The organism is Nitrospirota bacterium, assembly GCA_016180645.1.
Taxonomy (GTDB): Bacteria; JACPQY01; JACPQY01; order JACPQY01; family JACPQY01; genus JACPAV01.
This window is the reverse complement of the sequence record JACPAV010000007.1, coordinates 183,590-204,950: the sequence shown is the minus strand read 5'-3', so window position 1 is coordinate 204,950 and position 21,361 is coordinate 183,590. Positions and strand designations below refer to the sequence as shown.

The following is a 21,361-nucleotide window of genomic DNA, read 5'->3' as shown; positions in this document are numbered from 1 at the left end:
TTTGACGGCGAAGAGATAGATGAGACCCTGATTCAAACGACCGGGAGGAAGAAGAAAAAGGAGAAACGTATAGGTTGACAAGGCAGCCGCTTTCAGAGAAAGGGGAGGGCCTTCAGGCCCTCCCGAAAGAGGGAGCAATTCGTAGGGGCGGATCTTTAGATCCGCCCGTATTGGGAGCATCTGAAGATGCTCCCCTACGAAGCGGCATTCTGTCAGAGGCTCTAAGCTCGACTTTTGCCATTCTTGAGCGGTGTCTGAAGATACCTTCCCATCCGAGCGAGATTCTAAGCGATGTTCACACAGCATGGAAAAATGGCAAAAGTCGAGCTCAGAACCTATCCCAAAACCCGACAGAACCGGAGCGGGATTCGCGGAGCCTAAAGGCTCCGCTACAGGCGAAAAACAGCTTCTCCGTAGCGGGCCCTTCAGGGTCCGCGATACGTTTTGGGATGGGCACTTATCGCTCTCGGAGGATGCGCCTGATTGTGGTACACGTAAGAGATGGGGACGCGTCGAGTCCACTTGGCTGAGGTGGTCATCTTTTGCGCGGCCTGCAACTCTGAAGCCGTCCAAGCACCAATTGCTCAGCCACTTGCCAAGCCGGCCATCGAATATGTAAATCCGCTCATCGGGAGCGGCGGGGCCGGATTCGCCCAAGGAAATGCATTTCCCGGGGCAACAATGCCGTTCGGAATGGTCAAAGTGGGACCCGACACGTCGGGCGATCTCGCGGCGATCGGTTTCGCCCATGCCGCCGGATACTGGTACCCCGATACCTTCATCCAGGGATTCAGCCACACGCACATGGAGGGCACGGGAGTTGCGGACTACGGGAACATCTTGTTCATGCCCACGGTGGGAATGGACGTCTCCAAGACAAACGAAATCGGCTACCAGAGCCGATTCTCCCACAGCACCGAAGCCGCGCGTCCGGGATACTACGCCGTGACTCTGGAGGACAGCGGGATCCGGGTCGAACTCACCGCCTCGGAAAGAAGCGCGGCCCATCGATACACTTTTCCGGCCGGAGCGCCGCCGGTGGTCCTGATCGATGTCTGCCACACGTTGGGAACCGGTGAGTGCCGGGGCGCTCGCATCGACATCTCTCCTGGTGATCGTGACATCTCCGGCTGGATGATCAACAAGGGGGACTTTGGGCCCATCTTCCACGTGTATTTTTCGGCCCAGTTCAACCGGCCCATTATAGAATACAGCCTGTGGAACAAGGGCGAACTCCTGCCCGGTCAATCCGGCTTCGAAGTCCTCGAGAACGGCAGCGATGCCGGCGCCTACCTGGGATTCGAAGTGACCGGGGCCACGACCGTCGAGGCACAGGTTGGACTTTCCTACGTCAGCGTGGAACAGGCGCGGCTCAACCGCGAGCGGGAGATCGCCGGGAAATCGTTTGAAGAAATACGCGCAGCCGCCGAAAACGCGTGGAGCAAGATCATGGGTGGAATTGAAGCCACCGGCGGTTCCGAGCGCGAACGCACGATTTTCTACACCGCCCTCTACCACTCGAATCTCATGCCCACGCTCTTTACCGACGTGGACGGGCGGTACGTCGGCCTCGACAAGCAAATCCATCAGGCGGACGGTTTCCGCTACTACACCGATTTCTCGCTGTGGGATACGTACCACACGCTCCACTCGCTCCTGACCCTGCTCGCCCCCGATCGGCAACGTGAGATGGTGGTAACGCTGGTCAAGATGTACGAGCAGCACGGCAACTTCCCTCGGTGGCCGCTCGCATCGAGCGAAGCGGGCACGATGGTGGGCACCCCGGCCGATATCGTGATCGCCGAAAGCTACCTGAAGGGCATTCGCGAATTCGACTCGGCCCTGGCCTACGAAGGCATGAAAAAATCGGCGGGAACGGATGGCCCGCGTGGCGGAATCAAGGACTGCCTCGCGGCCGGTTTCTGTCCAGCCGACAAAATGGGCGGGTCGGTCTCACTCACTCTCGAATACGCCTATGCCGATTACGCGATTGCTCGAATGGCCAGGGCCTTGGGTCTGGAATCCGACCACGCCACCTATCTCGAACGATCACAAACCTATCGAAACCAGTGGGACGATGACACCCAGTTCTTCCGGCCCAAAACGACATCCGGTTCATGGGCCGACCCGGACAAATTCAATCCGGCGGGAATCCTCCAAGACCACTACGTCGAAGGCAATGCCTGGCAATATCTTTGGCTCGTTCCCTACGACGTGTCCGGATTCATCCAACTCTTCGGCAGCCGCGACGCGATGCTCCGGAAGCTCGACACCTTTTTCCAATCCTCCGTGGAAAATCCCGCGGCGGTCATCCCCCTCGGCGGAACCCCCTACCCCATGCCCGATCCCTACTACTGGCACGGCAACGAACCCGACATCCACGCCGCCTACATGTACACGCTCGCCGGCCGCCCGGATCTCGCCCCGAGATGGATTCGGTGGATCATGGACACCAAGTACACCGACGGGCCGGACGGCCTTCCCGGGAACGATGACGCGGGCACTCTCTCTGCGTGGTACGTCTTCAGCGCAATGGGCATCTATCCGCTCGCCGGGACCGACGTCTACCTCATCGGCAGTCCGGTGTTCGGCCGAAGCGTCCTGCACCTCCCCGACGGGAACTTTGTCATCGAGGCTAGGAACGCTTCTCCGGAAAATCTTTACATTCGGTCCGCTTCGCTCAATGGCAGGCCGCTTCGCGAGCCGTGGTTTCGCCACGCGGACCTCGCCTCCGGCGGCTCGCTCCTCCTGACCATGGGGTCTTCCCCCTCCTCCTGGGGGCGGACCGACCCCCTCGTTCCATAACTTACCGGGTTTTGCACTCCGTTTCGGGGTGTGCTATACAGGGGCGCGCTTATGGCGGAATTGACGGTCACTGAGCTCATTGAAGCGGGCGTCCACCTGGGTCACCCGACCCAAAAGTGGAACCCCAAGATGGCCCCTTACATCTACGGCGCCAAGCGGGGCATCCACATCCTGAACGTCAATAAGACCATCGACCTTTGCAAGGAAGCCTGCAATTTCGTCGGTCATATTGTAGCCCGGGGCGAGAAGGTCCTCCTCATCGGAACAAAGCCCCAGGCGCAGATGATCGTCGGCGAGATCGCGAAAGCCCACGACATGCCGTACGTCAATCTCCGGTGGGTCGGAGGCACGCTAACGAATTTCAACACGATCAAGAAATGCGTCGAACAGATCAAGGCGCTTGAGCGAATGGAAAAAGAAGGGTTCAGTCCCGCGTTCACGAAGAAGGAAGTCCGCCGCATGATCCTCAAGCGGGACAAGATGCAGAGCGCCTTGGAGGGCATTCTCAACATGGACAAGCTGCCCGGAGCGCTCGTGGTAGTCGACAGCGAGAAGGAACACATTGCCATTCAGGAGGCCCACCGCCTCTCCATCCCGGTGGTGGCGTTGGCCGACACGAACAGCGACCCCGACGAAATGGCCTATCCCATCCCTGCCAATGATGATTCGGTCCGATCCATCCGGCTTTTCCTCACCCGCATCGGCGAAGCCATTTCCGACGGACGGCTGGCGCTGGAGAAGAGCATGCACGAGCAGCGGCAGACCGCCGAGCCCGAGGTCCAGGTCGCTCAGACGACCATCGCCGGCGTCAAAGTGGAGCGCGGCAAGGTGCGGATGCGCCGTACGATCGAGGAGCTGATCGCCGCGTACGACGAGAAGCAAGAGCCGCGTAAGTCCTAGCCCCCTCATTCCTCCCATGGCTGCGTCTGAAGTCGATCGGATCAGGGAACTGCGCGAGAAGACCGGCGCCGGCATCATGGACTGCAAAAAGGCGCTGGCCGAAATGCAGGGGGACGTCGACAAAGCCACCCGCTATCTCCGCGAAAAGGGCCTTGCCCGCGCCGAGCGAAAAGTTCAGCGTGTGGCGTCGGAGGGCTTGGTCGGCAACTATGTTCACGCCGGCGGCAAGATCGGCGTCCTGGTGGAAGTGAACTGCGAAACCGACTTCGTGGCGCGCACCCCGAACTTCCAGGCCGTGGCCAAAGACATCGCGATGCAGGTGGCCGCGTCCAACCCCCTCTACGTTTCCCGCACGGACGTTCCCGCCCCCGCTCTGGAAGATCAGAAGGCCATCCTGCGGAAAGAGGCCGCCGCCTCGGGGAAGCCGCCCCAGGTCGTAGAAAAGATCATCGAGGGCAAGCTCGTCAAGTTCTTTCAGGATGTCTGCCTTTTGGATCAGCCCTACATCAAGGACCCCAACATTTCCGTCACCGACTACATCAAGCAGAGCATCGCTCAACTCGGCGAGAACATCGTCGTCCGCCGCTTCGTTCGTTTCGAGCTCGGCGAATCCACGCGTGGGTAGCTCCCCACCTTACAAGAGGGTCCTCCTCAAGCTCACCGGGGAGTCCCTTGCGGAAGAGGGAGGCTACGGCATCAGCCACCGGGCGATGGAATCCATCTCCGATGAAATCAAGGGCGTCTACTCCGAAGGCATTCAGACGGCCATCGTCCTCGGAGGCGGCAACATTTTTCGAGGAACATCCGACAAGGCCGGGGGGATTGAGCGGGCCACCGCGGACTACATGGGCATGCTGGCCACGGTCATCAACAGTCTCGCCCTCCAGGACCTGCTGGAGAAGAAGGGCGTGTATACGCGCGTACAGACCGCCCTTCACATGGACCGCGTGGCCGAGCCGTACATCCGCCGCCGCGCCATCCGACATCTGGAAAAGAACCGTGTGGTCATCTTCGCCGCGGGAACGGGCAATCCCTTCTTCACCACGGACACCGCGGCCAGCCTCCGGGCCCAGGAAATCCACGCCGAAATTATTCTCAAAGCGACCAAGGTGGAAGGCGTGTACGACAGCGATCCGTTCAAGAACAAGAACGCGAAGAAGTATACGAAACTGACTTACATGGACGTGCTCAAGAAGGGTCTCCAGGTGATGGACGCCACTGCCGTATCTCTCTGCATGGGAAATTCGATCCCGATCATTGTGTTCAACATCCGGAAAAAGGGGAACCTCAAGCGCGTGGTGCATCGGGAGCCGATCGGCACGCTCGTCTACAACGGGTAGAACACCACGCGGGTTTCCGAAGCCGCGTGAATCCGGAAATGACTTCCAAAGGCCCGGTTTCGTAGTACAATAATCTTCGATGGCCAGTCCCACACAAGCGACGGCGGATGAAAACAAGGTCGCCCGCGACAAGATGGACAAGGCGGCCGAAGCACTCAGGAAGGAACTAGCCGGCCTCCGCACCGGACGCGCCTCCCTCGCTCTTCTCGACAATATCCGCGTGGAATACTACGGCAGCCACCTCCCGCTGAACCAGGTGGCCACACTCGCCGTACCCGAGGCGCGCATGATTACCATTCAGGCCTGGGACAAGAAGGCGGTTCCCTTCATCGAGAAAGCCATCATCAATTCCAATCTCGGACTCGTGCCCACGACCGACGGTCAAATCATGCGCGTGTCCATCCCTCCGCTGACTCAGGAACGGCGCCAGGATTTCGTAAAGCTCGCGCACAAGCACGCGGAAGAATGCCGGGTTTCCATGCGAAACGCGCGGAGGGACGCCAAGGAGGCCCTGGAGAAGCGCAAGAAGGACGGCAAACTCCCCGAGGACGACCTGCGACGCTTTCTCAACGAGCTTCAAAAGTTGACGGACGACGAGATCCACAAAGTTGACGAAACGCTCAAGAGCAAAGAAAAAGAAATCCTCGAAACATAGGGAACGAACCGTCCCCCCCCCGGCCTCCTGCCGCCCACCGGCGCGAATCGCTGCGCTACCTCGACACTCAACTCCGCTCGGCCCCCCCTGAATACGTTTTCGGTATCCTGAACGAGGAGCTGGCCCGCTTGCTGCTCCAACTCCAGACCGTGCTTAATGCCTCCCCCGGGGTTCATTCCGATCTTCGCGAGAAAATCGAAGCGATCCTGGATGAACTCGTGCGGGCCGTCGAGAGCCGCCCCGGCACACCGTTCACCGAGCTTTCAGACCTGTATCGCTCCTTTCGAAAACTGATCGGCGCTTCCGATACCGACCTTTCGGGAAATCTGCCGGAAATGACGGCGCTCCTCGTCGATCTGATCGGCAACCTGAGACCGGGCCGATAGTGGATTAAGGCAGACGGGCGGAAGTGGCCTAACGTCCGGCTGTCGGCCGGATATCGCCCAGGCCGGAAACGTTTTCGCGGACGCTGGCGGAAGCCACGGACTGCTGCAGAGCCTCCTGGAGCCGGGGTCCCGGCGCCGGAGTTTCCGGCTCGCGACGTGGGCGCTCCTCCACAACCGCGGGAGCCCGCTCGGGCACGGGTGGAGCGGGTCGCTCGGCCTCCGCGTTCACCGGCAAACGACGGGGTGCAGCCGGCCGCTGAGGGGCTTCTTCAACTTCGATAGGCCGATTTACGGCTTCGGGTGGCTTCTCAACCACGCCCAATCGCTCGGCCACCGGCCCTCGAACAAAAGGATTGCGCTCAGGTTGAGGTACGGCCTCTCTGGTTCTCGCCCCAACCCGCGCTGCACCGGCTTCAGCCTCACGGCTTCTCGGCGCCTCCGGTGTGGGCGCCTCCCTCCCCTCGATCCGGGACAGCTTCTCGATCACTGCCTTTGACTCCGACTCGGAAACCGGTTCCCGAACATGGATGAGGATATCTCTTACCCTGGCCGCGTCGAATTCAACCTCGGAGATTCTCTCAAAAGGAGCCGGGCGCTCGACCAAGGCCACCAAGGCCGCTCGCGCGCGGGCCAGACCGAGCTCGCCTCCTTCCGCAGGGGCTTCCGCCTGCCGCGGCCGCAGCGAAACGATGAGTTCGGGGGATACCCCCTTCTGAGGCTTCGGCGCAGGCTCGCCCTCGGCGCCGGCAGGTCGTTTCCGAACAGCCGGGCCCGCGGTGGGTCGATTGAGATCGGTGGGGAGCGTTTCCTCGCGGGGCCTTTGGATGAGCGGCTGAGCGTTGGAAAGCTGGTTCAGGAATCCTTCCACCCTCTGCGCCATGTTGGAATGTTAGCATTTTACTTTAAGTTTTGCAAGTAAAGTTGACACTTCGGATGAAGTTCGGCTCAAAGGCCTGGCTTGCTCTCGAGCCCCAACCGGCCTACCGTGAAGCAAGCGGAGAAGAGAAATGATCTGGGTTCTGACGCAGGATTTGTTCTACTACTCGAAGCTCAGGAGCGTCGCGGAGAAGCAGGGAATGGCGATCGTGCGTGTACCGAGCCTCTCAGCCCTGCCCAAAGGTCCGCCGCCGCAACTCGCCGTACTCGACCTGGGCTGTTTCACCTCGAACGATTCGGATCCGGTCACCCGTCTGAGAGCGTCTTCGGGGCGACCGGATCTTCCCGTGGTCGCCTTTTTTTCGCACGTCCAGACGGAGCAGAAGAAAAAGGCCAAAGAACAGGGTTGTGGCGAGGTCCTCCCGAAATCGGCGTTCGCCGACCGCTTCGCAGAAATCGTCAGCCGGTACTTTCCGCCCTCAGTTCCCGCCCCATGAGCTCTTCGACGGCCCGGCGCGGCGGGAGTCCCTCGTACAGCACTTCGTAAACTTTCTCCGTGATCGGAAGCTCCACCCCCTGCTTCCGGCTGAAGTGGCGGGCCGAACGGGCGGTGTGTATGCCCTCCGCCACCATCGCACCACCTGCAACCGTTTCGCCAGGCGAACCGAGTGGCCGGGAGGCCGCCCCGCGGCCTGTTGCGGGTGGTGGGACCATGTGCATGCCTTTGACGATCGCGTCCAACGATTCCCCCTGACCCAACCGGAGGCCCACCGTGCGATTTCGACTCAGATCGCCCGTGCAGGTCAGCACGAGATCGCCCAGTCCGGAGAGCCCTGCCAGCGTAAGCGGTTCGGCGCCGAGACGCACGGCCATTCGGGTAATTTCCGCCAAGCCCCGCGTAATGAGCGCGGCGCGCGCGTTGTGACCGAATTGAAGGCCGTCGCAAATCCCCGCCGCGATGGCGATCACGTTCTTCATGGCGCCCCCCAGTTCGACCCCCACCAGATCTCCCGAAGTGTAGGTCCGGAACGTGGGCGTCCGGAACAGGGCCTGCATCTCTTTCGCCGTCTCCGGCGCCAGAGAGGCAATGGTCACGGCCGTCGGAACGCCGCGCACGATTTCCTTGGCAAAGCTGGGGCCTGAAAGCGCGGCGACGCGCCGATCCGATCCGGGAAGGAGCGATCGAACGATTTGCGTGGGCGTCAGGAAGGTTTCGTTTTCGATTCCTTTCGAAGCGCACACAATCGTCTTCGCCCCATCCAGCGATCCGCCCCCGGTTCGTATCGTCTCCCGTAGCGAGTGCGTGGGCGTGACCAGCACGACCGTTTCGACACCCCGAACGGCGGCGGCCAAGTCCGAAGTCGACGCCACACTCGCCGGCAGAATCGTATCGGCCAGGTAGTCGGGGTTTCGGCGCGATTGCCGGATGGATTCCGCCTGGTCTTTCCGACGACACCAAAGCCTGACCTCCAAGCCCTTGGAGCCGAGCAGATAGGCGAGAGCCGTGCCGAAGCTCCCGGCGCCCAGTACGGCGATGGAGCTCATTTCAAAGCAGGGTTCGAATGTGGATCTCCCGAAGTTGTTTTTCGTCCACGGGGCTGGGCGCGTCGGTCAGAAGACAGGTCCCTTTCTGAGTCTTGGGAAACGCAATGGTATCTCGGATCGACTCGCAACCGGTGAGAAGCATGGTGATTCGGTCCAGACCGAACGCAATGCCGCCATGCGGCGGCGCCCCGTACTGGAGCGCCTCCAGGAGGAAGCCGAATTTCGCCCGAGCCTCATCCGGCTTCAGCCCCAACGTGTCAAATACCCGGGATTGGACGTCGCTCCGATGGTTTCGGATGCTCCCCCCGCCGATTTCCGTTCCATTCAGAACGAGGTCGTAGGCCTGAGCCTTCACCGAACCGGGGTCTTTTTCCATCCGATCCAGATCCTCCCACTTTGGCGCGGTGAACGGATGATGCATCGCCACCCAACGCTTGTCCTCTTCGCTGAATTCAAACATCGGAAAGTCCGTGATCCACGCGAGCTGGAGATCGTTCTTTGGAACGAGGTCCAATTCCTTCGCGATTTCCTCCCGAAGCCGGCCGAGCACATTGGCCGCCAGTGGAGCGCGATCGGCGACCACGAACACCGTATCTCCCTCACCGGGACGGAAGATACCTTTCAGGGCCGCCGATTCTTCGGCGCTGAGGAACTTGGCGACGGGGCCGGCCCATCCGCCTTTCTCATGGGTGAGCCAGACGAGCCCTTTCGCGCCGAACTCCTTCACCCACTCCGTTTTGCGGTCGAAATCAGCGCGGCTCCAGGCCTTTTTCGCCGGCGCGCAGAAGCCCCGTACGGAGCCCCCTTTCGCGAGCGTCTCCTTGAAAATCTTGAATCCTGTCTTGGCGAAGACCGAGCCGAGAATCTGCAACTGGAGTCCGTATCGGAGATCGGGAGCATCCTTGCCATACCGGTCGATGGCTTCCTGATAGCTCAACCGGGGAAAGGGTATGGACACCATTCGCCCGAAAACCCGCTCCAGAACCGCTTGCATCAAGCCCTCGATGATCCGATAGATCTCCTCCGGCTCGGTGAAGGAAAGTTCGATGTCCAGCTGGGTGAACTCGGGTTGCCGGTCGGCTCGGAGATCTTCGTCGCGGAAACAGCGGACGATCTGGAAGTAGCGATTGAGGCCGCTCATCATCAGGATTTGTTTGTACAGCTGTGGGGATTGAGGCAGCGCGTAGAAAGCGCCGGGAGAGAGGCGGCTCGGGACAAGGAAATCCCTTGCGCCCTCGGGTGTGCTTTTGGACAGCATGGGCGTTTCAATTTCCAGGAAATCCTGCGCGCTGAGGTATTCACGGATGGCCTGAGCCATGCGGTGTCGGGCCATCAGGATGCGTTGCATCCGGGGGCGCCGCAAATCGAGATAGCGGTACTGGAGGCGGGTGTTCTCGGAGACATTCACGTCGTCGTCCACGGTGAACGGCAGAGGTTTGGATTCGTTCAGGACCTCCGCCCGGCTCACGTGGACTTCGACCTGACCCGTGGGCAGTCCCGCGTTTTCAGTGCCCGCGGGTCTCTTCGCGACCGAGCCCAGTACACAGATGACAAATTCACTCCGCAGCCTTTGTGCGACCTGATATACGGCCGGATCGCCCTCCGGACTGAAGACGAGTTGGACCACCCCGTGGATGTCGCGGAGATCGATGAAAAGGATCCCGCCGTGATCGCGGACGGAGTGGACCCATCCCATGAGAGTGACATCTTGTCCAAGATGTTCGCTCCGAAGGTCGCCGCAATAGTGGGATCGCAGTCGGGATTCTGTACTCATCTCAATCGGCGGCGACTATACCAACTCGGAGCGTTTTCAGCTATCGGCGGCAAGGCGCTGTCCTGTAGGAGACCACTGGGTCCAGTGCTGGGGAGGCTGAGTGCAGGTGGGTGGTCTCTCGGGGGAAAAAAAGGCACCCCCCACCCCTTCCTACGATTTGAGATTTGAAATCTAAGATCTCAGATCTTGGACGGGGCGGGGGGAGGAGGTAACACCATGGGCTGACTTTTAGCCTAGAAGTGTGAGAACGGATTGAGGAATCAAGTTCGCCTGCGCGAGGGCCGCCGCGCCCGCTTGGGCGAGAACCTGCGATCGGACCAGGTTCGCCGTTTCGTGGGCGAAGTCGGTATCCCGGATGAAGCTCTCGCTCGCCGAAACATTTCTCACGGTCACTTCGGAGTTTGAGATCGTCCGCTCGAGCCGGTTGGCCGAGGAGCCGATTCTGGCGCGATAGAGCGAAAGGCTCCGGATCGCGTAGTCGATGGCGGTCAAGGAACTTCGAGCGGCCGACACGGAGGAAACGGCGACACCCGCCGCGTTGAGCGTGGCCCCATTCATTCCCCCGATAAAATTCCCAGACGCCGGGTTGTTCGTAAACGTGGCCACCCCGTTGCCATAGGTTACGCCGTTGAAAGTTCCGCCCCCCTCCCCCACATGGTAGATCCGAAGTCCAACGGCGGTGAGCCCCAGTCGCCGTGATCCGCCCGGATCATTGCCGGCGCTGGTAATGTTTCCAAGACTGATATCGACCCCGATCCGGTCGGCGACGTCATTTCGGATGCCGACCTGCAGATTCATGCTCGTTGCCGCCGTGCTCACGGTCAGCGCGCTCGACGCCATGTACACCCCGGCAGAAGTGGTTGTACCCCCAACACCCAGACGAAGGCCGTTGAAGGTGATCGTAGAAGCGATGCGCGTGATTTCGCTCTGGAGCAGCGAAAATTCCGCCTGGACCGTCAGTCGGGAGTCCGTACCCAGGACTCCGTTCGCGCTCTGCTGAGCCAATTGCCTCATCCGGATCAGGATGTCGTGGATTTCGCCGGAGGCGCCGTCGATGATGCCGAGCACGTTGAAGCCGTCGTTGGCGTTCCGGATGGCCTGCTCGAGGGATCGAAGATCCGCCCTCAAGGTCTGCGACAGAAGCATCCCCGCCGCATCATCCGAGGACTTATTGATCCGGAGGCCCGAGGAGAGCCTCTCGACGCTCTTGGCCACACGGCTCTGGGTGTTGTTCAGATTCATCGCGGCATTGAGGGCCGCCAGGTTGGTATTGATCCGCGTTCCCATGCACGAACCTCCTTGTTCACATAGGGATCAACTAACGAGCCGTCTTCCCTGACGGCTCAATTAAGCCTATCGGACGGGAGGATCAAAACTTGATCCTGGACGGCGGTCTTTCGTAGGGGCGGGGTCTTCGTCGCGTCCGGCTTTATGCCGGACGGTGATCGCCCGGCGAGGCCGAGAAGATCGATTCAGTCCTTGCGGCCTCGAACCGGGCGCTACGGGTCGCCCTACGCACGGTTCCGTCGGCAGATGTCCAGTACGGATTCAATCACGTCCTGCACATCCTCGTCGGTCATTCCCGGATGAAGGGGCAACGTGAGTGCCCGTGAGTAAAAGTCCATCGCCACAGGATAGTCCTTCGCAGATTTCTTCAGGATTTTCTTATACGCCGAGTGAAGATGGATCGGAACAAAGTGAACGCTGGTTCCAATGTTGCGTCGCCGAAGTTCCTCGATGAAGCCGTCGCGGCCGATCTTGAGACGTCTCTTCCTGAGGCGGAGGACGTAGATGTGCCAGGCCATTTTGACGTCGGATCGGACGACGGGGACCTCCAGCGCCTCCAGCGGCTGAAAGACTTCACCATACCGCAGCGCAATCTTTTCCCGGCGGCGCTGGAGCCGATCCAGCTTGCCCAGTTGCGACAGGGCCAGAGCCGCCTGCACATCGGTAAAGTTGTTCTTGAATCCCGGTTCGACAACGTCATACCGCCAGGAGCCCCCCTCCCCGTATCGTTTCCATGCATCTCGACTGATCCCGTGCAGACTCCAGAGGCGGACTCTCCTGTCGAGGGTGGCCGAATCCGTCGCGATCGCCCCACCCTCGATCGCGCACAAGTTCTTGCAGGCGTAGAAGCTGAAGCAGGTCGCCGTCGAAGGGAGAGCTCCGATCGGTGTGCCCTTGTACTCCGCGGCAAGTGCATGCGCGGCATCCTCCACCACCAGCCAACGATGCTTCCGGGCCAGAGACAGCAGAGCATCCATCTCGCACGGGTGGCCGGCAAAATGGACCGGAATGATCGCGCGGATGCGCCGATTCGTCCGCGCCAGCTTTTCCACCTGCGCGGGATCCAGATTGCCCGTGTCCCTGTCCACGTCCGCCAGCAAGGGAGTCGCGCCTGTGTGCACAATGGCCGCGACCGTGGCTGTAAACGTGATCGGGGATGTGACGACGACGTCCCCTTTCTTCAATCCCAGAGCGGTCAAGGCCAGATGCAGGGCCGCCGTGCAGGAGCTGACCGCATGGACATGTCGAGCCCCCATGAATTTCGCCAAGGCCGACTCAAAATCCAGGCACCGCTTTCCCACCGTCAGCCAACCCGAACGGAGGACCTCATTGACGGCACGTATGTCGTCTTCCTCGATGAAGGGAAGCAAGGCGGGGAGGAATTTCGATCGGCCGGATGTTGCCGTCATCGGCGCGCGTCCCGTGACTAGACCCGCTCCTCAGGCGGATTCACCGGAAGAAGGATCTCGAATTCCGCCCCTTTGGGGTCCGCGCCCCGAACGGAGATTCGACCGGAGTGGCGCTCCACAATCCTCCGCACGGCCGCCAGTCCCAGCCCCGTTCCTTCCTTGTTGGACCACGTGGTGAAAAACGGCTCGAAGATCTTCTCCTGCATCTGTGCCGGAATCCCGATCCCGTTGTCCGATACGACGAGCGCGACCTGTCCGTCCTCCAGGAGCCGGGTCTCAATCCGGATCTCCCCTCGGTGATTGTTCCGCCCCTCCCGGAAAGACACTTCCCGAATGGCCCGGTTTGCATTGACCAACAAGTTGAGAACAATTTGCTGAATCTCGCCCTTGACGGCGGCGATCCTCGGAAGCTCCTCATCGAGTTGACAGACCACCTTCACCCCCCCCCGGCGGATTTCATATTCCGAGAAGGACAGGGCCTCGCGGATCACATCGTTGAGGCTGAGACGGATTCTCCGCTCCCGACCCGGCTTGGCGTACCCCATGAGGTTGTCGATGAGCATCCGGATGTGTTCCGTGGCGGTTTGCGCCTTCCGCACGCGTTGGGCCATTTTCCCCTCATCGGCCGAAAGCTCCCGAGCCAGAAGCTGCATCTGAGCGCTCATGACAGAGAGTGGGTTGTTCAGATCGTGCGCCACCGCCGCCGCCAACTGTCCCAGAGCCGCCATGCGCCCGGTCTCCACCAACTGACGCTCCAGATTCTTGAGGTCCGTGATGTCCTCACCCATCAGGATGGACTGCTCGACCTCTCCCTTGGCATTCACGACGGGGATCAAGGTGAACTGGGTTTTCCGGACCCGTCCGGATTTGGTTCGAAATTCACCCTGGAAACTGGTCAGGACACGGCTGCGGACGAGTTCGGACATCCGGCGAAAATAGTCTTCCCGCTTGTCGGCGGAGACGAAGAGCCGCGCGGCGAGGCGCCCGATGACCTCCTCGCGCCGATACCCGGATTTTACCTCCGCGTAGCGGTTGAAGAGCTGGATCCGGCTCCGGCGATCCAGAACCAGAAAAATCGCCCCCGCATGCTCGATCAGATTTTCCAGGTAGTTCCGGTAGAACATGGCTTCTTCAAAATGAAGCGAATTCTTCAACGCCAGGGTAAACTGATTCGCTAGGAGCACCTGCATCGAAGTATCGTCCTCATCAAAAGGCTTGGACACACCGCTCTCAAAATAGAAGAATCCGAGCCATTCGGCTCCGCTGAGAAGTGGAACGGCTGCGAAGGCGACGGTCTTGTCGAGCACCGGGAAGGCTCGCTTCCAGGCGGGAACCGAGGCCTGGATCAGCGTGCGGTCCTGGATCGCCTTCCAGACGATCTCTTTACGGAGTTCAGCCGTGGTGAGGGGACGCAGCGAGCCCTCGGGAAAACCCGCGGCGGCCCTCGGCTCAATGGTTTCTTCGGACCGAATATAGATCGCCGCCTGGGTGACCGGAAAACTCTTCTTGAGGAGCTTGGCGAAATCATGGGCCAACCGGCCCGGATCGGTCAACGAGTGGAGATTCTGTGAGATGTCCACCGCGCTTTGAAGATATCGGTGCTTCCGCTCCAGGCGCAAATGCGACGACTCGATCTCCTTTTCCGAGGCCTCCACCTCCCGCCGGGAGCGCTCCAGGTCCGAAGCCTGTTCACGAATCTGCTCGTAGGAAGCCTTTAGTTTGTCATTCGCAATCCACAATTCCTCCAGGCTCCGCTCCAAGTCGTTCCGGCTGCTCTGAAGGTCCGACCACATCTTCGCGTCTGCAACCGCGAGGGACGCCGCGTCGGCATAGCTCAGGAGTGTATCCCGGTCCTCCGTGGAAAGGGCCACTTCTCCCCCGATCGAACTCAGCAGCCCGATCAGCTTGTCCTGGTGCACCAGCGGAACCTGATAGATGAACCGGGCGCCAATCCCCTGCGCCACCGCTTCGAACGTGCCCTCGGGGATTTTCGGATCGATCGCTTCCATCATTTCGCGGAGATCCCTGGACACGTAGAACTGTTTCTTTCGGATGGCCTCGATGAATGGCCGGTCCGGCTGCTGGAGGGGATAGGAGAACCGACGGAGGGGGCCGCCCACCGCTGCTTCAAGCCATTCCCGGTAACCCTTCGGGGCGGACATGCTCAGCACCAGGGCATCTCGCTCCTCCTCGTAGAGAAAGATCGCGGTGAATTCGAATTTCAACGCATGCACCACCGTCTCGCAGACCCGTTCCATTTGCTCGTCGAGGGAGAGCCGCCCCAGAAGAGATTGTGTCAAGGAGTAGAGCGTGCCGAGTTTCTGGTACTGCTTGTTTCCCTCTTCCTCCGAGATCTTGATGCGGCGGAAAAGATAAATCACCAGGAAATCGACCACCCCGAGGAAGCACGTGATCAGCAGAAACACGCCCACCCGCGCATCGGCCCGGAGAATCGCCTCACTGTGGATGGGTACCCACCCCAGGACCTGGCCGAGGGCCATCCCGAAAAACAGCACGCCCTGCGAAACGCCCACGAGCACCGCGAGTCGCGCGCGCTCCAGCATGGAGGCCACCAGAAACGCCAGGAGATAGATCAGGAGAAAGGGGCTGTACATTCCCCCCGTGTAGAACACGAAGACGGTGATGGCGAAGGCGTCCACCACATAGCAAAACGCGTGGAAACCGGGGGCGGGAGATCTCCCTTTTCGAAGCAGGTGCAGGGCATAGGTCAGTCCGGCCGCGTAGCCGGCATAGAGATACGGGACCAGGCGCGCCCACCAAGGCGGCTTGCCGAGACCGAAGTAGGCCGCCAGCACATACGAGCCGAGAAATACGGCGGCGATGACGACACGAACGCTGACCGCGAAGAACATGTTCTGGAGCCGCTCCCGCTGGAACAGCGGAGCGGTAGGCCGGGAGAGGAGGGGGCTACCGGGGTCGGACATGCCGGTCCAACGTTTGCTGGACGACCCGGAGGACGCGCGGCAGCGGCTCATCGTGCTCCCGCGCGGCACGCACGACGTCAAGAATTTCCGGCTTCGCCGCAACCACCCGCCCGTTGAGAGAGGAAACCTTGGCCCGGATCATCCCGTAGGCCGTGCGGAGATTGATGATTCTCCGGGGAAGCTTCATTCGTTCCGCCCTGTGGAAGCGGAGCCCGATGGTGCTGCTTTCCTCAAACAGGGTCTGCGCCAGGGCCTCTTGCGTTTCGTCGGTGGCCAGGATCTCCAATCTGAATCCGGGACGTCCCCGCTTCATGTGGGTCGGGATCCACTGCACGTCAAGCGCACCCCTCGCGAGAAGCCGATCCATGAGCGGAGCACACATCTCAGGCGTCATGTCGTCGATATCCGTTTCCATCACACAGACCTCGTCGCGCTCCACGCCCTGGAGCCCTTCGGGACGATCTTCCCGGCTCCCGGCCACCATTCGCACAACATTGGGCAGAGTCTCGCCCATCCGTGATCCCGAGCCGTATCCGATCCGGGTGACCTTCATCCTGGGCATCCCTTCCACCGGCTCCGCAACGGCCTTCGCGATGGCCGCGCCGGTGGGTGTGGTCCACTCGCCCGCGTCCGGATGCTGGGCCAGAGGAAATCCCTTGAGGATCTCAAGCGTGGCCGGGGCGGGCACGGGGTAACGGCCGTGAAGCGTATTCACGAAACCACGACCCAGGGGGAGGGGCGAACAGTAGACTTTATTGAATTGGAAATACTCCAGTCCGATGGCGGCGCCCACAATGTCGATGATCGAGTCCAGCGCTCCCACTTCATGAAAATGAACCTTCGACGACGGCACTCCGTGTACTTTTCCCTCCGCCTCCGCCACGATGCGGAAGATGGAGATGGCCTTCTTTTGAACCTCCGGTCGAATCGAACTCTTTCGGATCAGCCGCTCGATGTCGCCAAAACTGCGGTGCGCGTGCGGATGCGACTGGGGGTGGGGATGGCCCGCATGCGCATGGGGTGAACCGGGGAGTGAAAGAGTCAGCCGCCGGGCCCGGATCGCTTTCTGCCGAACGTGACCGAATCGAAGTCCGATCCTCCCCACGTGAAGCTTGGCGAGTTCCTCCGCCAGGGTTCGAACCGGCAGGCCAAGATCCACCAGACCCGAGAGGAACATGTCTCCGCTCAGGCCGGAAAAGCAGTCCAGATAAAGAATTTTCACGCCAAAGCGGCATTCTACTCCAGCTTCTCTTGACAAAAAAGGGACCCAATGCTAAATCAGCCAGGAAAAGGAGGATTTATGGCAGACGAAGTCACTCCGCAATCAAGTCCGGAGGAAATCAAGAAGATCATTGACAGCGTGGGCGCCGATCGGAACGCCCTGCGTCAACAGGTCCTCAAGAATGCTACTCCGAAACAGGTATTCGAGATCATCATGCCCTACGGCGCCACCAAGAACCCTCAGGGTGCCGAACGGTTAAAGGGCGTGAAGGCCGTCTATCAATTCAATCTGGAAGGCGACGGCGGGGGCCAGTGGCAGATCAAGGTCGCCGATGGGGCCTTGGCTGTGGCCAGCGGCACCCCCGATCCCGCCCAGTGCACGATCACGCTGAAGGTTGACGACTGGAAGGCGATGAACACCGGTACGCTCAACCCGCAGGCCGCGTTCATGCAGGGCAAACTGAGAATCCAAGGCGACATGAGCTTGGCCATGCGACTTGGAGCCATTCTCGGAACGGCCTGATTTTTCCAAACAAGAAACAACTCGACCGCCTCTGCCTCACGGCAGGGGCGGTTTTGTTTTGGGTATGAGAGTGCGTCCGAAAACTCACCTGCCGTAGGGGAGGACCTTCAGGCCATGTTCCATGCCGCGCCATCCCTGGCGCGGCGACATTGCATGGCCCCGTACCCTCCGTGGCACGGGGTCCTCCCTGCTTGGGAGCAGCTAAAGCTGCTCCCCTACTCGCTGCTTGCTCCCAGGCTACGAACCGGCTCATTTGGCATTTCTGGACATTCCTGGACGTATTCTTAACCGGTACGACCCGCGGCTCTGAGGATGAAAGTCGAATCCCCATACGAGAGAAAGCGGTACTTCAATCGAATCGCCTCCGCGTATGCCTTTCTTAGAAATTCCGTCCCCGCAAATGCGCACGCCAAAGCCAGAACCCCCGTGCGCGGTTGATGGAAGTTCGTGATCAGGCCGTCGACAATCCGAAATCGATGCCCCGGTCTCACAAAAAGTGAGGCGGCGAATCGGCCGGATCGGATCTCACCCTCTCTTCCAAAACAGTCCTCCAACGTGCGAGTCACCGTGGTCCCTACGGCGACCACCCTTCTTCGGTCCCGACGGGCCCGACAAAGCAGATCCGCGGTCTCGGGAGAAATAGAATAGTTTTCGGGCGGCAGGGTGGCCGAATCTTCCTCCAGATCATCCAGGGACATGAAGGTGGCCGGGCCCACACTTAGAGTCACTCTCGCCAGAGTCACCCCGACGGCCCGCAATCGATCCAGAAGCTCCGGCGTGAGATGGAGCCCCGCCGTCGGCGCCGCCACGGATCCCTCCTCCTTCGCGTAGACCGTCTGGTATCGGTCCCGATCCACCGCCAGCCTGGGGTCACCCGCCTTTCTCCGAATATAGGGAGGAACGGGCATTTCACCATGGCGCGAAAGATACTCACCCACGGTCAACCCGTCGATCTCGAACTCAATCAGGATCTGTCTTCTCCCTCTCGCCCGAATAACGGCAGACCCCCCTCCATCGAGGACGATGGGCGAACCCAACGGCAGGCGTCCGAGAGGCTTCGCAAGGGCGTACCAGCGCCGGTCCGATATCTCCGGTCGGATGAGAAGCAATTCCACCGCTCCCCCGCTGGGCTTCCTTCCCCGCAGCCTCAGGGGAGCGACCTTGGAGTCGTTGATCACCATCAGATCCCCATTGGAAAAATATCGATCCAGGCGCTCGAACGTATCGTGGTCGATGGACCCGGCAGATGGATCGAGCACCAGCAGCCGGGACTGATCCCTCTTCTCCGCCGGAATCTGAGCGATCCGTTCCCGAGGAAGGTGGTAGTCGAATTCGTCGATCCAAGACATGGTCTCATCGTAACCTTCCCGCGCAAAGGGGGGAAGGTCCGGGGCAGACTTGAGATCCGCGTTCACGTGTCCTACCGTTCACGGATGTCCGTACCGGTACGTAGGATCTTTCGTCTCATGTTCTCACGGCTCGGCCCGCAACACTGGTGGCCCGCCAACTCGCCGTTCGAGGTGATGGTGGGGGCCGTCCTCACGCAGAACACGAACTGGGGGAACGTGGAGAAAGCCATCGCCCGACTTCAGGAAGCCCGCATGCTGAAACCGGAGCGGATTGCGGCTCTTTCGCTCCCGAAGCTCGCAGCCTTGATTCGTCCGGCGGGATACTTCCGTGTGAAGGCCCGGAGACTCCGCAGCTACGTGCGCTATTTCGTCGAACGATACGGCGGCGATTGGAAGAAAATGGCGCGCCGGCCCACGGCAGAACTGCGCGAAGAACTTCTCGGCGTCCATGGGGTCGGGCCGGAAACAGCGGACAGTATCCTCCTCTATGCCTTGGGCCATCCCATTTTCGTCGTGGACGCCTACACCCTGCGAATTTTCCATCGCCACGGTTGGGCGGAGAAAGACGCGGACTACCATGCCGTCCAGACCCTGATCACAAGCGGAATCGAATCCGATCCGGCGTTTTTCAACGAGTATCACGCCCTCGTCGTCATGATCGGGAAGCACTTCTGTCGGAAGAAACCCCGCTGCGAAGCCTGTCCCCTCCAGCCCCTTTTGCCTCGCGGGGGACCCTTCGACCTTTCGCAAGCCGATTGAAATCCCGCGTTTGTCTCTGGGCAAGGCGCCCCAAGTGACACATTCTGCCGATGGGAGTACGATGGTTTTCAGGGGTTTCGTGATTCGAATCGCATGGCTTCTCCTCGTATTGCAGGGCTCCGTGTCCGCTTGTTCGGGCCTTCCCATCGCCCACGCCTGGGCAACCGGCGGTGGCCGCTCCTCCTCTCTCACCAATTCGCAGGAGGAAGAGATCGGCCGTCGCTTCAACGGCCAAGTCCGGGACTACCTCAAGCTCGTGCGCGATCCGGACGTGCAGGATTACCTCGACGGATTCGGGGGGTCCCTCCTCAAACCGATCGAACCTCAGCCCTTCCACTACCGGTTCACCGCCGTGGAAGATGACGACATCAACGCCTACGCCGTTCCCGGCGGGTACGTCTACGTCAATACCGGGCTGCTCACCATTATCGACACGCCGGACGAACTGGCCTCCGTCCTCTCACACGAAATCGCCCATGTGAACAAGCACCACGCGTCCCAGAGTTTCTCCAAGAACAACCTTCTTGATATCGGCATGATGGCGGCCATTCTTGGAAGCATGTTCCTGGCGCCGGACAATCCGAAAGCGGCCATGGGCATCATGGCCGGCGCCGTCGGCGCCAATGCTCAAGCCAAGTACGCTTTCAGCCGTCAGCAGGAGCGGGAGGCCGACGCGGAGGGGATGCGATACATGCGGAAAGGCGGGCGCGATACGCGCGGGATGCAGTCGCTCTTCGAGAAAATGAAGCTGGCTACACGTCTCAGCCCCACGGGACTTCCCCCTTATCTCCTGACCCACCCCCTTGAAGAAGAACGCATCCGCTCCGCCGCCGCCCCTCCTGAAGAGGGCGAGGCTCCGGCCCGGCCCTTCGACCTCGCCTTCGAAAAATTCCGCACCCTCCTCCGCGTGCGGTATTCCCCGGGCGGAGCCTCTCTGATCCCATCATACGAGAAGGATGCCGAAACGAAGAAGGATGACACCTCGCGATACCTTCTCGCCCTGGCCTATTTTGCCGCCGGCCGCCCGGCGAACGCCATCGAACAGTTCAAACAGCTCGGGGCGGAGTTCCGGAACAAACCCTACGTGGAGCGGGATCTCGGCCGCGTCTACTTCGAAATGGGTCAAACCGACGCCGCGATCGAGAGATTCCGCGCATCGGCCGCAGCCTACCCCAGCGACTACTTGAGCGCGTTGTCCCTCGCCAAGGCGCTTGAAACGAAGGGACAGGCCGACGAGGCCATCGCCCTCTATCGACGGGCGGTGGAGCAACGCCGGAGCTCCGCGGAGGCCAACTACCAGCTCGGCGTCCTGTACGGAAAACGTGAATCGCTCGGCCCTGCCCACTACTATCTGGCCCTGTCGTTTCTCGCGAACGACGACCCGGAGAAGGCGCTGGTCCACTTCAAGAAATCCATTTCGTTCTTCGGCGAGGACAGCCCGGACGGCAAACGGATCAAGCGCGAAATGCGTGAAATCTTCAGGGAATAGGACGCCTCCCCCCCCCCGACCGCCCAGGGACCACCCCCCCCCCGTCCGACAGGTCGCAATGCCGGACTCCGCACGAATCTCGTTGACAGATGCGCAAG

At 60.8% G+C, this 21,361-nt stretch carries 18 protein-coding genes; 10 read left to right on the top strand and 8 right to left on the bottom strand.

The annotated features are described in order from the left end of the window. Nucleotides 1–501: 501 nt before the first annotated feature. From HYT87_06665 to HYT87_06640, 6 genes are all read left to right on the top strand, one after another. Complete coding sequence (locus tag HYT87_06665) at nt 502–2,805, top strand: glycoside hydrolase family 92 protein (GenBank protein ID MBI2059439.1); 2,304 nt, start codon at nt 502–504, stop codon at nt 2,803–2,805. Nucleotides 2,806–2,856: 51 nt separating this feature from the next. Further along, a complete protein-coding gene (gene rpsB / locus HYT87_06660) occupies nt 2,857–3,705 on the top strand; it encodes a 30S ribosomal protein S2 (protein MBI2059438.1) in 849 nt (282 codons plus the stop codon). Nucleotides 3,706–3,721: 16 nt separating this feature from the next. Beyond that, nucleotides 3,722–4,330, top strand: a complete 609-nt coding sequence (tsf, locus tag HYT87_06655) for a translation elongation factor Ts (GenBank protein ID MBI2059437.1) — start codon at nt 3,722–3,724, stop codon at nt 4,328–4,330. Beyond that, entirely contained in the window at nt 4,323–5,045 is a 723-nt protein-coding gene (locus tag HYT87_06650; protein ID MBI2059436.1) for a UMP kinase, read from the top strand. Before tsf ends, HYT87_06650 begins: the two co-directional genes overlap by 8 nt. Nucleotides 5,046–5,124: 79 nt before the next feature. Further along, entirely contained in the window at nt 5,125–5,700 is a 576-nt protein-coding gene (gene frr, locus HYT87_06645) for a ribosome recycling factor (protein MBI2059435.1), read from the top strand. A 128-nt stretch (nt 5,701–5,828) separates the two neighbouring features. Next, nucleotides 5,829–6,086 (top strand): hypothetical protein, encoded by a 258-nt coding sequence (locus HYT87_06640; GenBank protein MBI2059434.1) that lies wholly within the window; start codon nt 5,829–5,831, stop codon nt 6,084–6,086. 28 nt (nt 6,087–6,114) lie between these two features. Here HYT87_06640 and HYT87_06635 read toward each other — a convergent pair whose 3' ends face one another. Continuing rightward, nucleotides 6,115–6,966 (bottom strand): hypothetical protein, encoded by an 852-nt coding sequence (locus HYT87_06635; GenBank protein MBI2059433.1) that lies wholly within the window; start codon nt 6,964–6,966, stop codon nt 6,115–6,117. A 127-nt stretch (nt 6,967–7,093) separates the two neighbouring features. On the opposite strand from HYT87_06635, the gene HYT87_06630 reads away from it, so the two are divergent. Then, nucleotides 7,094–7,459 (top strand): response regulator, encoded by a 366-nt coding sequence (locus HYT87_06630; protein ID MBI2059432.1) that lies wholly within the window; start codon nt 7,094–7,096, stop codon nt 7,457–7,459. On the opposite strand, the gene HYT87_06625 is transcribed toward HYT87_06630, so the two are convergent. From HYT87_06625 to larC, 6 genes are all read right to left on the bottom strand, one after another. Further along, nucleotides 7,422–8,507 (bottom strand): NAD(P)-dependent glycerol-3-phosphate dehydrogenase, encoded by a 1,086-nt coding sequence (locus HYT87_06625; protein MBI2059431.1) that lies wholly within the window; start codon nt 8,505–8,507, stop codon nt 7,422–7,424. The two genes, HYT87_06630 and HYT87_06625, sit on opposite strands and share 38 nt — an antisense overlap. A 1-nt stretch (nt 8,508) precedes the next feature. Further along, nucleotides 8,509–10,281, bottom strand: coding sequence for an aspartate--tRNA ligase (gene aspS, locus HYT87_06620; protein ID MBI2059430.1), 1,773 nt, complete (start codon nt 10,279–10,281; stop codon nt 8,509–8,511). 228 nt (nt 10,282–10,509) lie between these two features. Next, nucleotides 10,510–11,568 carry a hypothetical protein gene (locus tag HYT87_06615; protein MBI2059429.1) on the bottom strand — a complete coding sequence of 353 codons (1,059 nt, stop codon included), beginning with the start codon at nt 11,566–11,568 and terminating at the stop codon, nt 10,510–10,512. Nucleotides 11,569–11,792: 224 nt separating this feature from the next. Continuing rightward, nucleotides 11,793–12,977 (bottom strand): DegT/DnrJ/EryC1/StrS aminotransferase family protein, encoded by a 1,185-nt coding sequence (locus tag HYT87_06610; GenBank protein MBI2059428.1) that lies wholly within the window; start codon nt 12,975–12,977, stop codon nt 11,793–11,795. Nucleotides 12,978–12,994: 17 nt separating this feature from the next. Beyond that, complete coding sequence (locus HYT87_06605; protein MBI2059427.1) at nt 12,995–15,922, bottom strand: PAS domain S-box protein; 2,928 nt, start codon at nt 15,920–15,922, stop codon at nt 12,995–12,997. After that, the gene (gene larC, locus HYT87_06600; GenBank protein ID MBI2059426.1) at nt 15,906–17,144 is read right to left on the bottom strand and encodes a nickel pincer cofactor biosynthesis protein LarC; all 1,239 of its coding nucleotides are present in this window, start codon (nt 17,142–17,144) and stop codon (nt 15,906–15,908) included. The genes HYT87_06605 and larC overlap by 17 nt, the downstream gene beginning before the upstream one ends. Before the next feature lie 78 nt (nt 17,145–17,222). On the opposite strand from larC, the gene HYT87_06595 reads away from it, so the two are divergent. After that, nucleotides 17,223–17,666 carry an SCP2 sterol-binding domain-containing protein gene (locus HYT87_06595; GenBank protein ID MBI2059425.1) on the top strand — a complete coding sequence of 148 codons (444 nt, stop codon included), beginning with the start codon at nt 17,223–17,225 and terminating at the stop codon, nt 17,664–17,666. A 284-nt stretch (nt 17,667–17,950) separates the two neighbouring features. On the opposite strand, the gene queA is transcribed toward HYT87_06595, so the two are convergent. Then, nucleotides 17,951–19,081 carry a tRNA preQ1(34) S-adenosylmethionine ribosyltransferase-isomerase QueA gene (gene queA / locus HYT87_06590; protein MBI2059424.1) on the bottom strand — a complete coding sequence of 377 codons (1,131 nt, stop codon included), beginning with the start codon at nt 19,079–19,081 and terminating at the stop codon, nt 17,951–17,953. Between the two features lie 18 nt (nt 19,082–19,099). On the opposite strand from queA, the gene HYT87_06585 reads away from it, so the two are divergent. Beyond that, nucleotides 19,100–19,774, top strand: coding sequence for an endonuclease III domain-containing protein (locus HYT87_06585; protein MBI2059423.1), 675 nt, complete (start codon nt 19,100–19,102; stop codon nt 19,772–19,774). Between the two features lie 79 nt (nt 19,775–19,853). After that, a complete protein-coding gene (locus HYT87_06580) occupies nt 19,854–21,263 on the top strand; it encodes a M48 family metalloprotease (GenBank protein ID MBI2059422.1) in 1,410 nt (469 codons plus the stop codon). Nucleotides 21,264–21,361 lie beyond the last annotated feature (98 nt).